This window comes from Microlunatus elymi, assembly GCF_007362775.1.
Classification (GTDB): Bacteria; Actinomycetota; Actinomycetes; order Propionibacteriales; family Propionibacteriaceae; genus Microlunatus; species Microlunatus elymi.
In genome coordinates this window covers 4,965,713-4,979,708 of sequence record NZ_CP041692.1, presented here as the reverse complement: position 1 = coordinate 4,979,708, position 13,996 = coordinate 4,965,713, and the positions used below count along the sequence as shown (strand labels likewise).

Sequence of the window (13,996 nt, the reverse complement as noted above, 5' to 3'; positions counted from 1 at the left end):
TGGGCCGCACTATGGCGAAACGCGGCGACGTGGTGTTGAAGGTGTCGGGACTCCGGCGAGCCTTCGGGCCGGTGACCATCCTGGACAAGTTCAACCTCGAGGTCCGTGAGGGGGACGCGGTCGCCTTGACCGGCCGCAACGGCGCCGGCAAGTCCACCCTGCTGCGCTGCCTGGTCGGCGCCGACAAGCCGGACGACGGCCTGATCGAGGTCTGCGGTACGAAGCTGAGCGAGACCTCGCCGGAGATCCGCCGGGACATGGCCACCGTGATCGACGACCTGGACTTCTTCCCCGACCTCAGCGTGGTCGAACACCTCGACCTGCTGGCGCGGGCGCACGGGCTGAGCGATCCCGAGCCGGTGGTGGACGAGATCCTGAACGAGGTCCAGCTGATCCCGCAGTCCGGCCAGCTGCCGGGAACCCTGTCCTCGGGCCAGCGGCGCCGGTTGGCGCTGGCGACCGCCTTCGTCCGGCCGCGCAAGCTGCTGATCCTGGACGAACCGGAGGCCCGGCTGGACACCGAGGGCATCGCCTGGCTGTCCGGCCGGTTGAAGGAGGAGCGGGACAAGGGGCTGGCGATCGTCTTCGCCAGTCACGAACCGAGTCTGGTGAACGCGGTGGCCACCCGGATCCTGCATCTCGGCTCGGCCCGCGACGGTGCCGTCGGGCCTCGTACCGGAGAAAGCCTGGCCGAACCGCCGGTGCCGCAACTGGCCGCCGAGCAGGTCGGCGGCCCGCAACCCGAACTGGCCGCCGACCAGAACGCGCCGAAGAAACAGCAGCAGCAGCAGCGCAAGAAGCCGCAGCCGAGCCAGGGCCGCAAGAAGAACCAGAACCGGCCCAAGTCGCCGTCGGAGACGCGTAACCGATGAGCACCGCAGACGTTCCGTACGACGCCTCGACGCCGCAATCGGCCGGGGAGCATCCGCAGCGCGCCGGCCTGGTCGCCGACCAGCCGGCCACCGCCAAGGAACTCAAGGCGATGATCAAGGACTGGCGGACCGGGCGGGCGACCCGTTCGCTGGGTGAGGCCATCTCCGACGGCTACATCGCGGTCTTCGGCTTCGCGCTGGTCGGCGCGATGATCGCCAACGTCGTGGTTCAGGCCCAAGGCACCGTCTCCCAGTGCAGCTCCGCCGCCTGCGGATCGGCTCGCGGACTGCTGCCCTGGGCGGCGTTCGCGATCACCGTCGCCGCGGCGTTGGTGCTGAGCCGGCTGTTCGGGCCGGTGCTGGCGTCGGCTGCCGAGGGCTTCTGGCTGCTGGACGCGCCGGTGCAGCGTTCCCGCATCCTGGCCCCGCGGCTGATCGGGATGATGGTGGCCGGGCTGGTGTTCGGTGGCGCGATCGGGGCCCTGATCGCCGCGTTGACCGGGACACCCGGAATGGAGATCCTCGCCTGGGGTGTCGGTACCGGGTTGGCAGCGGCCGCCGCGATCTCGTTCGCCGCGGCCGAGCAGGGAGCCGAACGGCACCTGCTGACCCGGCTGCTCGGCTATCTGTTCGGACTGATCGGCCTGGCGGCTCTGCTCGCGGTGATCGCGGTCGCCGCCGGCTGGATCGACTTCGTCGTCAACAACCGCCGCGGCATCGAGATCGGGCTCACCGTCGGCGCCGCGGCGCTGCTGGTGTTGATCATCACCGCGACGCTGGCTCGGGCTCGCCTCGGTCGGATCCGCCGGGCCCGGTTGATGAGCGGTGGCGCCTTGGTCAGCGGCATCTCCGGCGCGTTCTTCGCCCTCGACTTCGGTCTGATTCGCGACATCGTGGTGGACCGCCGGGCCATGGAGATCGGACACGTCAAGCCGAAGAAGGGCCGCGGCACCGGGCTGCAGCCGCTGATTTGGCGCGAGGCACAACGGCTGATCCGCAGCCCACAGCCGTTGCTCTGGGTGGCCCTCAGCCTGGTCGTCCCGTACGCGGCCGACGCGCTCGGGATGGGTCCGGTGATGCCGATCTTCGCCGCGCTGGTGCTGTTCGGTGCGCTGGTGCCGATGTTGAACGGGCTGCGGGTGCTGACGCGCACCAGCGGCCTGGCGCGCTGCATGCCGTTCGCCACCAAGGCCGTCAAGCGTGCAGTGGTCGCGGTGCCCGCGGTGATCATGCTGATCTGGGTCGCGCTGGCGGTACCGGCCTTCCTCGGCTTCGGCTCGGCCCAACATCAGCCGATCGGGACCGCGATCGAGATGGCTCTGGCCACGGGCGCGGCCGGCTTCCTCGGCGCCGTACGGTGGACCACCGGCAAGCCGCCGAACTTCGGCGGTCCCGCGATGGCCAGCCAGTTCGGCGCCATCCCGCCGGGGTTGATCTTCGGCATGATCCGCGGGTTCGACATGTGCCTGGTGATCACCGCGCCGATGCTGCTCGGGTTGTCGCCGATGATCTCACTGGTGCTGGCCGTCATCGTCGCCCTGGTGCTGTTGACGCTGGACTTCGACGCGCTGAAGTCGCAGGCGGAAGAACAACAGAAGGCGGTGAACGCGGAGAAGGCCCGCCGCAACGCTGCTCGCTGACATCTTGAATCGGGACCACGACCTGGGCTGAGAACGGCCGCCGGCGGAGGATTTGCGGGACAACAATGGCCGGGTGCTGGATCGGCAGCCGGCCACGGTCGGCGGTTCGCAGAGCTTCAGCGGCCAACAGTGAGCGTCGCTGGTGGGCCGGTTCTACCTGGTGATGGCGCTACTGTTACTGGTGCAGTTCGTGCTCGGCATGGTCACCAATCTCTTCGTCACCATCCCCAAGGTCCACCCCGGATCCGACGGCACCGCGAACTACTTCAGCCGATCGGTCAGCAGCGTCGGCTGGGCCGTCAGCCACGGCAACGGCTGGCTCGTCCTCCACGCAGGTCTCGGGATGGTCCTGATCCTCGGCGGCCTGGTCACTCTGGTGCCCGCGTTGAGTCGACATGACGGGGCCACCCTGGCCACGGCGATCGTCGGCGTGGTCGCCATCATCGGGGTAGCCTTCAACGGGGCCAGCTTCCTCGACTTCAACTACGACGCCTCGTCGATGATCATGGCCGGTTTGTTCGCCGTCGCGCTGGGCAGTTATGTCGTCGGGCTGGACGTCACCGGCACACGAGCCGTCCGCGCGACGCAGCACGCCACGGTCTCGTAGCGGGTGTCGGGACGGGGTTGGGGCAGGCGCTTCAGGAGCCTCCGAACGAAGCCGCTCCCGCGCACCCTCGGCGCAGCCGCGCAGGTACGAACTTGCGCGGGAGAGCCGCAGGTGCGCGGGAAGCGAAGATGCGGGAGCGAACTAACCGGCGGGCGCGCTGAACCGATTCGACGGTGCCTTCTGCCAGTAGCGAAAGCCGGCGCGCAATCGGACCGGCCGGGGTTAGCGTGGGGCGAAATCGACCCCGACCGGGAGACCGCGATGACCGACCCTGCCGTTGCCGAACCGACCGAGCCACAGGACGCAAGGCCGGACAATGTTCTTCCGCTGGACAGGCGCGTTCCGCTGGACAGGGTTGTTCCGTTGGACCGGGTTGTTCCGTTGGACAGGCCGACGTCCGATCAGGATCCCTTGTTGCGCGACCTGTTCGGCGCGGTGATCCGGCAGGCACGCCATGATCAAGAACGCACCCTGGCCGATGTCGCCGGTGACGCCGGGGTGTCGGTGCCGTACCTGTCCGAGATGGAGCGGGGGCGCAAGGAGCCGTCCTCGGAGATGCTGGCCGCGGTCACCCGGGCGCTCGGCCTGGACCTGCTGGAGCTGGTGTCGAAGACGTACGTCGAGTTGCTCCGCCGGCAGGTCGATCAACCAACTGCCGCACCGCCGCGGTCCGTTGATCATCGTCGGCGCGCGATGTCCCGCTCCGGTGAGGTGCTGGCACTGGCGGCCTAACGCAATCCTCGGGCCGGTGGGATCAATTTCCAGCTCGAGCTGGGTTCTGGGGCAGTTCGATCTGTTTGCCTTCTCTGAGTCCGCGCGCACGCCGGGATTCGAGCAGGTCATGGCACCGGCCGCGAACGGCCGCCCCACCAGGCTTGGATCTCAGGAGGTTGCGGTGTCCACGAGCGATCTATGGGTTCGCAAGCTCCTTGGATTCCGTACGACGGCCCGTTCGGCTGGACTCGCTGGCCAGTCGGGACGGCCACCAGATTCGATGGCCGAGGTCGTGGGCGATGGCCGGCAGCAGCAGGGTGCGTACGACGAACGTGTCCAGCAGCACCCCGAACGCGACGATGAACGCCAGCTGCAGCAGGAACAGGATCGGAATCACGGCCAGCGCGGCAAAGGTCGCGGCCAGCACGAGCCCGGCCGAGGTGATCACTCCGCCGGTGATCGCCAGCCCCTTGGCGATCCCGGCCCGGGTGCCGAGTTCGAGGGACTCCTCCCGCACCCGGGTCATCAGGAAGATGTTGTAGTCCACGCCGAGCGCGACCAGGAACACGAACCCGTACAGCGGAACCGACGGATCGGCTCCGGGCAGATCGAGGATGTGGTTGAAGACCAGTGCCGAGATGCCCAGCGTCGCAGCGAGCGACAGCACCGTGGTGATGATCAACAACACCGGAGCGATCACCGACCGCAACAGCAGCATCAAGATCAACATGATCACGACCAACACCACCGGGATGATCACGTTCCGGTCGTGGATCGCTGTGGCGTTGGTGTCGACCGCGGTCGCGGTGGCACCGCCGACGATGCCGAGATCGCCGAGTTGATCACGCAAGTTGATCACCACCTGTTCGGCCTCGGCGCTGTCCGGAGCCGGCTTCAAGGTCGCCTGCAGCAGCACGTCGCCGTCCTTGACCGTCGGCGCCGGTGTCTTGCCTCGGACCGGGGTGATGCCGTCGGCGGTCACCGGCGCCGAGCCACCGGGGGCGTCGGCACTGGTCACCGACACCGAGGCAATGCCGTCCAAGCCGGCGGCGATGTCGGCCGCGCGTTGCAGATCCTGTTGTTTCACGATGATGTAGACGGGCGAGCCGGAGCCGCCGGGGAAGTGCTGTGACAGTGCGTTCTGGCCGTCCCGGGCATCGGATGGTCCAGTCACCAGCTCACTTTGTGCCACGCCATCGGCGTGCAACTGGCTGAGGCCGGTGGCCGCGGCCAGCAGCAGCACGGTGATCACGATCCAGAGCAGCCGGGCGCGGCGGCCGATCAACGCAGCGATCCGCGCGTACAGGCCGGTGTCGACGGCCGACGCGTCGATCGCATGTGCTGCGTAGCGGGGCGTACGAGGCCAGAACGCAACCCGGCCCAACGCGAACAGCGCGGCCGGCAACAAGGTCAGCGCCGCCAGCAGCGCGAACCCGATCCCGATCGCGGCCACCGGTCCGAGCGACTTGTTGGAATTGAGATCGCTGAGCAGCAGGCAGAGCAGGCCGGCGATCACCGTGCCGGCCGAGGCGATGATAGGTTCCCGCGCCGCACGCAGCGCCGCCCAGGTGGCTGCGCTCTTGTCCCGATGCCGTCGCAACTCCTCGCGATAGCGGGCGGTGTAGAGCAGCGAGTAGTCGGTGGCCGCGCCGATGACCAGGATGAAGAGGATGCCCTGGGTCTGGCCGGTGAGCACCAGCACGCCGGCCTTGGCCAGCCACCAGACGGTGAGCAGCGCCGTACAGAGCGCGAACATGCTCGTGATCAACACCAGCAGCGGCAGCAGCAGCGACCGGTAGACGATCACCAGGATGATCAACACCGCGGCCAGCGCGACCCCGAGCAGCAGGCCGTCGATGCCGGCGAAGGCTTCCGTCAGGTCTGCGGTGAAGCCGGCCGGTCCGGTGACGTGCACCGTCACGGCGGCCGGAGCCTGGGCGCGAAGTTGATCACGCAGTTGGCTCACCACGGACTCGACGTCGGCGTCGGCATCGACCGCCACGAAGGCCTCCGCGGCCTTGCCGTCCTTCGACGGTACGGCGGGTGACACGCTGTCGACGCCGGGCACGTCGCCGAGGTTCTTGGTGACCTGCTGCAGCTCGCCGAGCTGTTGTTGATCAACATCGGCATCGGACACGAAGACGACGATCGCCGGAATCGTGTCACCGCCGAGAAAGTCGGGCAGTCGCTGCTGGACCTGGGTCGAGTCGGCGCTGGCCGGCAGGTAGCTGGTGGCCTCGTTGGACGACACCTCGTCGACCTTGCCGAAGTACGGCCCGCCGATGGACGCGGCGACCAGCCAGCCGATGATCAGCAGGGCAGGGACGAAGACCCGCAGCACCCGTCGATGCGGCGTTCGACTCCGTCGATCAGTTGGAGCGGTGGCGGATTCGGCTGAACTGGACGGCATCGGGCGACTCGCCTTCGTCAATCGCTAGCTTGGCTAGCAATGAGCCTAGCAAGAAACATGCTGGGGTCTACGATGCTGACCGAATCCGGCACCGGAGGCGAGGACAGATGGCGGGCACCGCTCGAGCGGCACAGGGCAATGACAGCCCCGTGCGTGCAGCCGACGCCGTCTACGACCCGCAGTGGAACGACCCGACCGGGCGGCTGATCGATCGGGCCGGCTTGCAGCCAGAGGAGTTGGCGCAGATCGGCGAACTGATGCGCGCCATGGGCCGGCTGCGGGACGTCGAACGCCGGCTGTCCGAGGCCGCTCGCCGCTACATGCGGCTGAACGAGACCGACATGCGGGCACTGCACTTCCTGATCGTGCAACGCAATCAGGGCAGGCTGACCACGCCGAGTCTGCTGGCCCGACACCTCGGCATCACGACCGCGTCGACGACCAAGATGCTGGATCGGCTCGAGCAGGCCGGGCACGTCGTCCGCAGCGCGCACCCGACCGATCGACGAGGGATCGCGGTGGAGATCACCGCCGAGACCGCACTGGCCGCCGAGCAGACCGTCGGACGCCAGCACGCCCATCGATTCGCCCCGGCCGCCGAGCTCACCGCCGCCGAGCGGGCGGTGGTGATCAACTTCCTGGTACGGACGTCGCACGCCCTGGAAGAGGCGCTCGGCGAAAGCCCTGCCTGATCAGCCGACCTTGTACGCGGGCACCTGCCGCGGTTGCATGATCCGATCCACGAGGCCGTACGTGATGGCGTCCTCGGGCGTCAGCACAAGATCGCGATCGGTGTCGGTCTTGATCTTGTCCACCGACTGGCCGGTGTGCCGGCTGAGGATCTCGTTCAACTGCCTGCGCAACCGGGCGACTTCCTTCGCCTGGATGGCGAGATCGGGAATCGTGCCCTCGGCGCCACCCGAGGGCTGATGCAGCAGCACCCGGGAGTGCGGCAGCACCGAACGCTTGCCGGCCGTACCCGCAGCCAGCAGCACGGCGGCCGACGAGGCGGCCTGGCCGATGCAGACGGTGGCCACGTCGGAGCTGATGAACTGCATGGTGTCGTAGATGGCCATCAGTGCGGTCAGGTCACCGCCCGGGGAGTTGATGTAGAGGCCGATCTCGGTCTCGGCGTTCTCCGAGTCCAGATGCAGCAGTTGGGCGATGATCACGTTGGCCACGCCGTCGTCGATCGGCGTGCCCAGGAAGACGACCCGATCACTGAGCAACCGAGAGTAGATGTCGGACACCCGTTCGCCGCGCAGCGTCCGTTCCAACACCGACGGAATCGTGTACTGACTCATGATCAACTTCTCCTATCTTGGATCCCTTGCAGGCTTGAGGTTTCAGAGTCGGGCGGATCGGCTGCGGCCGGCCGGGCGGACGTCGGCCAACTCGGTGACCACACTGTCGATGAACCCGTAGTGCAGGGCCTCGTCGGCGGTGAACCAGCGGTCTCGTCCGGAGTCGGCATCAATCGTCGCCTTGGTCTGGCCGGTGTGCTCGCTGATCAGCGTGTTGACCAAGTTGTTGGTGTAGTCGAGGTTCTGGGCCTGGATCTCGATGTCCGCGGCGGTCCCGCCGATGCCGGCCGATCCCTGATGCATCAGCACCCGGGCATGCGGCAGGCAGTAGCGCTTGCCCTTGGTCCCGGCGGACAACAGAAACTGCCCCATGCTGGCGGCCAGCCCCATGCCCAGGGTGCTGACATCGTTGGGGATCAGCTTCATCACGTCGTAGATCGCCAACCCGGCCGTCACCGAGCCGCCGGGGGAGTTGATGTAAAGGCTGATGTCGGCGCGCGGATCCTCGGCCGACAGCAACAGCAACTGCGCGCTCAACCTGTTGGCGATCGCGTCGTCGACCTGCTGGCCGAGCACCACGATTCGCTGCTCCAGCAGACGTTGCGCGAGCTGATCATCAAGCCCGGCCCGGAATTGCGGCTCGCCTTCCCGGCGGTGGTCGATGGAGTTGATCATGAAATCTCCTCGGTTTCGAAGTCATGATCAACTCTGCTCGGTTGCCGTCGGTTGCGGAAGCGAATCTGCCCGGAGCAGATCCGCCGACGGCAGAATCAGCCGGCCGGATTCATCGCTCGGCGCGTCCCGTCGTCAGCGCCAGCCGCGGCGATCGGCCAGCCAGCCGAGGGTCACATCCCGATTCCATCGCTGATGGCGGCGCAGATAAGGCGAACCGTCCGGCTCCGGCCCCTCGGCCGCGATCAGGTAGTAGAGGCCGAGATCGGCGAGCAGACTGTCGATGCCGTCAGTGTCGTCTGCGGTCACCAGCGGACTGGCGGCCAGGATCGCATCGGCGTCCAGTCCGTCACCGCGCATCGACAGCAGCAGCGTGACCAGGTCGACGTACGGCTTGGCCAGCATCGGGAAGTTCCAGTCGCAGATCCAGGCCCGACCGCCCGCGTCGATGATCAGGTTGTCGTCGCGCAGGTCGCCGTGCACCAAGGTGGTCCCGGAGCAACGCTCTGCAAAGCCGGCCACCAGCTCGCGCAGCTCGCCGGCATGGTCACCGAAATGCTGCCGGATCCCCTCCTCCTTGTCCTCAGTGATGCCGCCCAGCTCGGTGCTCAACGGCTGCCAGTCGAAGCCTGCCGGTGCCGGCGACAACAGCTGTGCGGCCCGCTCCACCGCGGCAACTGCCGCCGCGGCCGCAGCCGGTTGCCACGGTCGCCGGGGATGACGGCCGTCGATGTCCTCGAAGATCAACGCCAGCCATTCCGTGCCCTGCAAGGTTTCCCGGCCGTCCCACAGCAGCTTCGGCGCCGGCACGCCGGCCGGCAGCGTCCGCCGTTTGATCGCCTCGTTCGCGTACGAGTCGAGCAGCCAGGCGCGCTCCCAGCCGGCGATCTTGACGAACACGCGTCGGCCGTCGGCCAACTCCAGCCGGGAGGCGAATCCGGGTGTGTACCCACTACGTTGGGAACGGCCAACCACCACCGCGGCACCGAGTTGATCTTGGACCCAGTCCCGCACCGCGGCCGGCAGCTCGACCCACTCCGGTCGCTGGGCCGTCTGCCCGACCGGAACGCTGAGCGGCACGGTTGTGCTCGGCGGTGGATGCACCGGTTCTCCTCTGCTCGTCGCCGACGCGCCCGTCGCGGTCCGCGGTGATCACGATGATGGCGAACGCGGTGTGCCGCGGCCAGTCGATAACCGGTTCCCGAGAGCGGCGGATCTCACATGCTGGCGGCGTCCTCGCGGAGCGCAGCCGGGCTACGCTGAGCCGGGTGAGCACGAATCTCTCCGCCGGCGGTGCGGTCGACCGACCGCGGCTGCACGTGGCGACCGAAGAGATTCCCGATCCCGGCAGACTGTCGGGGCTGCTGCCCGAGCCGGGCGCGCTGGCCTGGATCCGCCGCGGCGAAGGCATGATCGCCTTCGGCGAGGTGGCCCGGCACAAGGCGACCTCGATCGCCGAGGCCGAGCAGTGGTGGCGAGAGACCAGTGCGCAGGTGGTTGTCGATCGTGGACTGGACGGCGACGAGCCGGCCGGCGCCGGTTTCGTCGCCTTCGGCAGCTTCTGCTTCGATCACGACAACACCCCGAGCGAGTCGGTGTTGATCATCCCGCAGGTGGTGATCGGGCGTCGGGGCGGGCGCGCCTGGCGGACCACGATCAGCAACGTCGGCGGGGATGACTGGCCGTCGGAGGACGGCCCGGCCGCGGGCGCAGGCGCGCTGCCGGTGCAGTCGCCGGGGGCGGTCAGCTTCGCCGACGGCAAGCTGTCCGGGCCGGAGTGGGAGAGCATGATCGGCGAGACCGTACGCCGGATCAACGCCGGGAAGCTCGGCAAGGTGGTGATGGCGCGGGAGCTGCTGGCGCTGGCCGCGAACCCGATCGATCCACGGTGGTTGGTCGCCCGGTTGGCCGCCGATTATCCGGCCTGCTGGACTTATCACGTGGACGGTCTGGTCGGTGCGACGCCGGAGATGTTGATCAGGCGCGAGTCCGGTCTGGCCACCTCGCGGGTGCTCGCCGGCACCATCCGCCGCTCCGACGATGCCGATCATGATCTTGCTCTGGCGGCGGCGCTTTCTCAATCCAGCAAGGATCTTCAGGAGCACGAGTACGCCGTCGACTCGGTCGCTCGCGCGCTGGCTCCGTACTGCTCGGGGATGAACGTGCCCGATGCGCCGTACGTGTTGGAGCTGCCCAACGTGCTGCATCTGGCCACCGACGTGACCGCGGTCGCCGGCCCCGATGCCAGCTCGCTGGCGATGGCGGCGGCGCTACATCCGTCCGCCGCCGTCTGTGGCACTCCGACCGATGCGGCGCGGGCGACCATCGCCGAGCTCGAACAGCTCGATCGCAACCGCTACACCGGTCCGGTCGGCTGGATCGACGCCGACGGTGACGGGGAGTGGGCGATCGCGCTGCGCTGCGGCCGGATCGACCCCGACGATCCGCGGCAGATCCGGCTGTACGCCGGGTGCGGCATCGTCGCCGAGTCCGATCCGGCAGCCGAACTGGCCGAGTCGGTGGCCAAGCTGGTGCCGATGCGTGACGCCCTCGGCTCCTGAGGTCCGCCGCCGGACCAGCAGCGACATCGCCGCGATCCTCGAAACACTCGTCCGGTCTCGTCTAGCGTTGCTCCGGTGATCAGCAGAGTTGCGGTGATGTCGGACGTGCACGGCGTACTGCCGGTGCTCGATGCGGTGCTGGCCGAGGACGACGTACGGTCCTGCGATCGGATCGTGATCACCGGTGATCATCTGTCCGGGCCGCAGCCGACCGCCGTACTGCAACGGTTCTCCGAGCTCGGCGAGAAGTTGATCTTGGTGCGCGGCAACGCGGACCGGGAGCTGGTGGCGCTGCGTTCGGATCCCTCTTTGGCTGTGCCGGATCCGGTCTGTGCCTGGGCAGCGCGGCAACTCGATGATCAACAGGTCGACCTGCTCGCCGGCCTCCCGCATCCGGTGATCATGGAGCTCGACGGCTTCGGATCGGTCGCGTTCTGTCACGGCACTCCGCGAGACGACGACGAGGTGGTGTTGGTCGACACCCGGATGGACAAGTGGGCCGAGGTGTTCGCCGATCTCGACCCGGAGATCCGGACCGTGGTCTGCGGGCACACGCACATGCCGTTCGTTCGGCTGGTCGATCGGCGGCTGGTGATCAATCCGGGCAGCATCGGCATGCCGTACGGGCGTGCGGGCGGCAACTGGGCCCTGCTGGACAACGGCAACGTCACCCTGCGGCACACCCAGGTCGACCTGACCGAGCTGCGGAGGAGGGTGGTCGCCGGCAGCGACTACCCCCAGGTCGAGGAGTGGGTCGACAGTTATCTGACCGACGCGATCTCCGACTTCGAAGCGCTCACCGTCTTCGGCCCCCGCGACGGCCGCTGAGCGCGTCTTGGTCATGCAAGGTGGCGTCGTTCGGTAACCGGTGCGGTCGTACGTGGTGCTGGTCACGTGGCTGCTCATTTGCCCGCTCGTGCTGGAAAGTGGCCGCGAGATCGACATCGCGCGAGCCCACAACCCGACCCGAGCTGGAATTTGATCGGATCGCGGCCGGACGAGTCCGGGTCCCACTTTCGAGGTGTCCGAGGTGGGATCCGCAACCGCTCCGACCTCTCCGTGCTTGCCGTCTTTACGCAACATGTAAGTTGCGTAAATGTCCTTGTTGGCAAGGGGAAACGCCGCTTCCCGCCTCAAGTTGACCGAATCCGCCGCGGCCGGTTCACTAGCGCAGGTACCGGCGTGACTCGGGCGGCGGTTGCGTCGTAGAGTGACGACTAGCTAGTGAAGAGTTTCACTAAGTCCCCGGAGAGGTCCATGAACGGCAGCGCGACTCCCAGATCGGGAGTTGGGTCGCATCGCGTGCACGCGGCGACCGGCTCCGGCGCACCCACTTCCGAACGGCCCAACGTCTCCGAGGTGGATTCGGGTTCCCAGGTGGTGTCGAGTGCCGGTCCTTCGACAAGCTCAGGACTCCTGGGGACGGGTGCCGGTCCTTCGACGAGTTCGAGACGATCGGCCGCGGGATCGATCGAGAGCGACGTGATCGTGGTCGGCGCGGGACCGGGCGGTTCGGCGGCTGCTACCTATCTGGCGCGGAGCGGTCTGCATGTCTCCCTGCTGGAGAAGACGAAGTTTCCGCGGGAGAAGGTCTGCGGCGACGGGCTGACCCCGCGCGGCACCAAGCAGTTGATCAAGCTCGGCATCGACATCTCGACCGAGAACGGCTGGGCGCATCAGCGGGGGTTGCGGTTCTGGGCCGGCGGCCGGCACTGGGATCTGGACTGGCCCGATCTGACCGATTGGCCGGGATTCGGTGTCACCCGGCAGCGTGCCGACTTCGATCAGTTGCTGGCCAACAACGCGGTCGCCGCGGGCGCCAAGCTGTACGAGCTGGCCAACGTGACCGAACCGATCATTGACCCCCTCACCGACCGGATCGCCGGCGTGATCACCAAGGACGGGCGCCGGTTCACCGCGCCGCTGGTGGTCGCCGCGGACGGCAACTCCACCCGGATCAGCATCGCGATGGGCATCAACCGGCGCGAGCACCTGCCGATGGGGGTCGCGGTCCGCACCTACTACAAGAGCCCGCTGCACAACAGCCCGTACATCGAGTCCTGGCCGGAGCTGTGGGACGGCAAGCCGGGGGAGTCCAACCTGCTTCCCGGCTACGGCTGGATCTTCCCGCTCGGCGACGGCACCTGCAACGTCGGCCTCGGGATTCTCAACACCTCCAAGGCATTCGGCAAGGTCGACTACCGGCAGATGCTCAAGGTCTGGATGGACAACACGCCGCAGGAGTGGGGGTTCCGGGACGAGAACCAGGTCGGCAAGGTGCTCGGCGCCGCGCTGCCGATGGCCTTCAATCGCACCCCGCACTACAACCGCGGCTTGTTGCTGATCGGCGATGCCGGCGGCATGGTCAGCCCGTTCAACGGCGAGGGCATTCCGTACGCGATGGAGTCGGCCGAGATGGCGGCCAACGCGATCGCCGAAGCCCACTACCGCGGCGTCGGTACGTCCAGTGCGGAGAAGGCGTTGCACGGTTACCCGGCGATGCTGCGTGAGACCTGGGGCGGTTACTACACGCTGGGCCGGGTGTTCACCAAGATCATCGGACGCCCGACGTTCATGAAGGCGGCGGTCAAGTACGGTCTGCCGCGCAAGGTGGTCATGCAGTTCACCCTGAAGATGCTGTCCAATCTGACCGATCACCGTGACGGCGACGTCTACGACAAGATCGTCAACGGGTTGTCCAAGATCGCGCCGGCTACATGAGCACGGATGACCTGAGCACGGGTTACCTGAGCATACCTCAGCCGAGTGCGATCAAGATCAACAACGACCAGCACAACGACAGCCCCACAGCCGTGCCGATGAAGTCGGAGAGGGAAGGAACCACGCGATGAGCTTCTACACCGGGTTCGTGATCGCCCTGATCATCGCTGCCGCGTTCGTGGCACTGACCATCACGGCCAGCATGCTGGTCGGTCCGAAGCGATACAACCGGGCCAAGTTGGACAGCTACGAATGCGGTATCGAGCCGACTCCGCAGCCGGTCGGCGGTGGACATTTCCCGGTCAAGTACTACCTGACCGCGATGCTGTTCATCGTCTTCGACATCGAGATCGTCTTCCTCTACCCGTGGGCGGTTTCCTTCGACCAGATGGGCGTCTTTGCCCTGGTCGAGATGGGGCTGTTCATCATCACCGTGTTCGTTGCGTACTTCTACATCCTGCGCCGCGGCGGTCTGGAGTGGGACTGATCATGAAC

The 13,996-nt window shown here is 67.4% G+C and carries 12 protein-coding genes and 1 pseudogene; 9 read left to right on the top strand and 4 right to left on the bottom strand.

Going from position 1 to position 13,996, the window contains the following annotated elements; translation table 11 throughout:
* Positions 1-11: 11 nt before the first annotated feature.
* The 4 genes and pseudogenes from FOE78_RS22800 to FOE78_RS22785 all read left to right on the top strand — a co-directional run.
* A pseudogene (locus FOE78_RS22800) lies at positions 12-653 on the top strand (ABC transporter ATP-binding protein); the annotation flags it as partial.
* 215 nt (positions 654-868) lie between these two features.
* A complete protein-coding gene (locus FOE78_RS22795; protein ID WP_143988293.1) occupies positions 869-2,512 on the top strand; it encodes a DUF6297 family protein in 1,644 nt (547 codons plus the stop codon).
* Positions 2,513-2,654: 142 nt separating this feature from the next.
* The gene (locus FOE78_RS22790) at positions 2,655-3,119 is read left to right on the top strand and encodes a hypothetical protein (RefSeq protein ID WP_143988292.1); all 465 of its coding nucleotides are present in this window, start codon (positions 2,655-2,657) and stop codon (positions 3,117-3,119) included.
* A gap of 414 nt (positions 3,120-3,533) precedes the next feature.
* Positions 3,534-3,851, top strand: coding sequence for a helix-turn-helix domain-containing protein (locus FOE78_RS22785; RefSeq protein WP_228265959.1), 318 nt, complete (start codon positions 3,534-3,536; stop codon positions 3,849-3,851).
* Between the two features lie 178 nt (positions 3,852-4,029).
* Here the strand turns inward: FOE78_RS22785 and FOE78_RS22780 are convergent, their stop codons facing one another.
* Complete coding sequence (locus FOE78_RS22780) at positions 4,030-6,174, bottom strand: MMPL family transporter (protein WP_228265958.1); 2,145 nt, start codon at positions 6,172-6,174, stop codon at positions 4,030-4,032.
* A 218-nt stretch (positions 6,175-6,392) separates the two neighbouring features.
* Between FOE78_RS22780 and FOE78_RS22775 the strand changes: the two genes are divergently transcribed.
* A complete protein-coding gene (locus tag FOE78_RS22775; protein WP_210414724.1) occupies positions 6,393-6,935 on the top strand; it encodes a MarR family winged helix-turn-helix transcriptional regulator in 543 nt (180 codons plus the stop codon).
* Here FOE78_RS22775 and FOE78_RS22770 read toward each other — a convergent pair whose 3' ends face one another.
* From FOE78_RS22770 to FOE78_RS22760, 3 genes are all read right to left on the bottom strand, one after another.
* Positions 6,936-7,547 carry an ATP-dependent Clp protease proteolytic subunit gene (locus FOE78_RS22770; protein WP_143988288.1) on the bottom strand — a complete coding sequence of 204 codons (612 nt, stop codon included), beginning with the start codon at positions 7,545-7,547 and terminating at the stop codon, positions 6,936-6,938.
* Positions 7,548-7,589: 42 nt separating this feature from the next.
* A complete protein-coding gene (locus FOE78_RS22765) occupies positions 7,590-8,222 on the bottom strand; it encodes a ClpP family protease (protein WP_143988287.1) in 633 nt (210 codons plus the stop codon).
* 132 nt (positions 8,223-8,354) lie between these two features.
* Positions 8,355-9,323: an aminoglycoside phosphotransferase family protein gene (locus tag FOE78_RS22760; RefSeq protein ID WP_143988286.1), complete on the bottom strand. Its 969-nt coding sequence runs from the start codon at positions 9,321-9,323 to the stop codon at positions 8,355-8,357.
* A gap of 164 nt (positions 9,324-9,487) precedes the next feature.
* Between FOE78_RS22760 and FOE78_RS22755 the strand changes: the two genes are divergently transcribed.
* The 4 genes from FOE78_RS22755 (at position 9,488) to FOE78_RS22740 (ending at position 13,988) form a co-directional block, all read left to right on the top strand.
* A complete protein-coding gene (locus FOE78_RS22755; protein WP_228265957.1) occupies positions 9,488-10,780 on the top strand; it encodes an isochorismate synthase in 1,293 nt (430 codons plus the stop codon).
* 75 nt (positions 10,781-10,855) lie between these two features.
* Entirely contained in the window at positions 10,856-11,608 is a 753-nt protein-coding gene (locus FOE78_RS22750; protein WP_210414723.1) for a metallophosphoesterase family protein, read from the top strand.
* Between the two features lie 588 nt (positions 11,609-12,196).
* Complete coding sequence (locus tag FOE78_RS22745) at positions 12,197-13,501, top strand: geranylgeranyl reductase family protein (protein ID WP_407662672.1); 1,305 nt, start codon at positions 12,197-12,199, stop codon at positions 13,499-13,501.
* Positions 13,502-13,628: 127 nt separating this feature from the next.
* Positions 13,629-13,988 carry an NADH-quinone oxidoreductase subunit A gene (locus tag FOE78_RS22740; RefSeq protein WP_143988284.1) on the top strand — a complete coding sequence of 120 codons (360 nt, stop codon included), beginning with the start codon at positions 13,629-13,631 and terminating at the stop codon, positions 13,986-13,988.
* Positions 13,989-13,996: the final 8 nt, after the last annotated feature.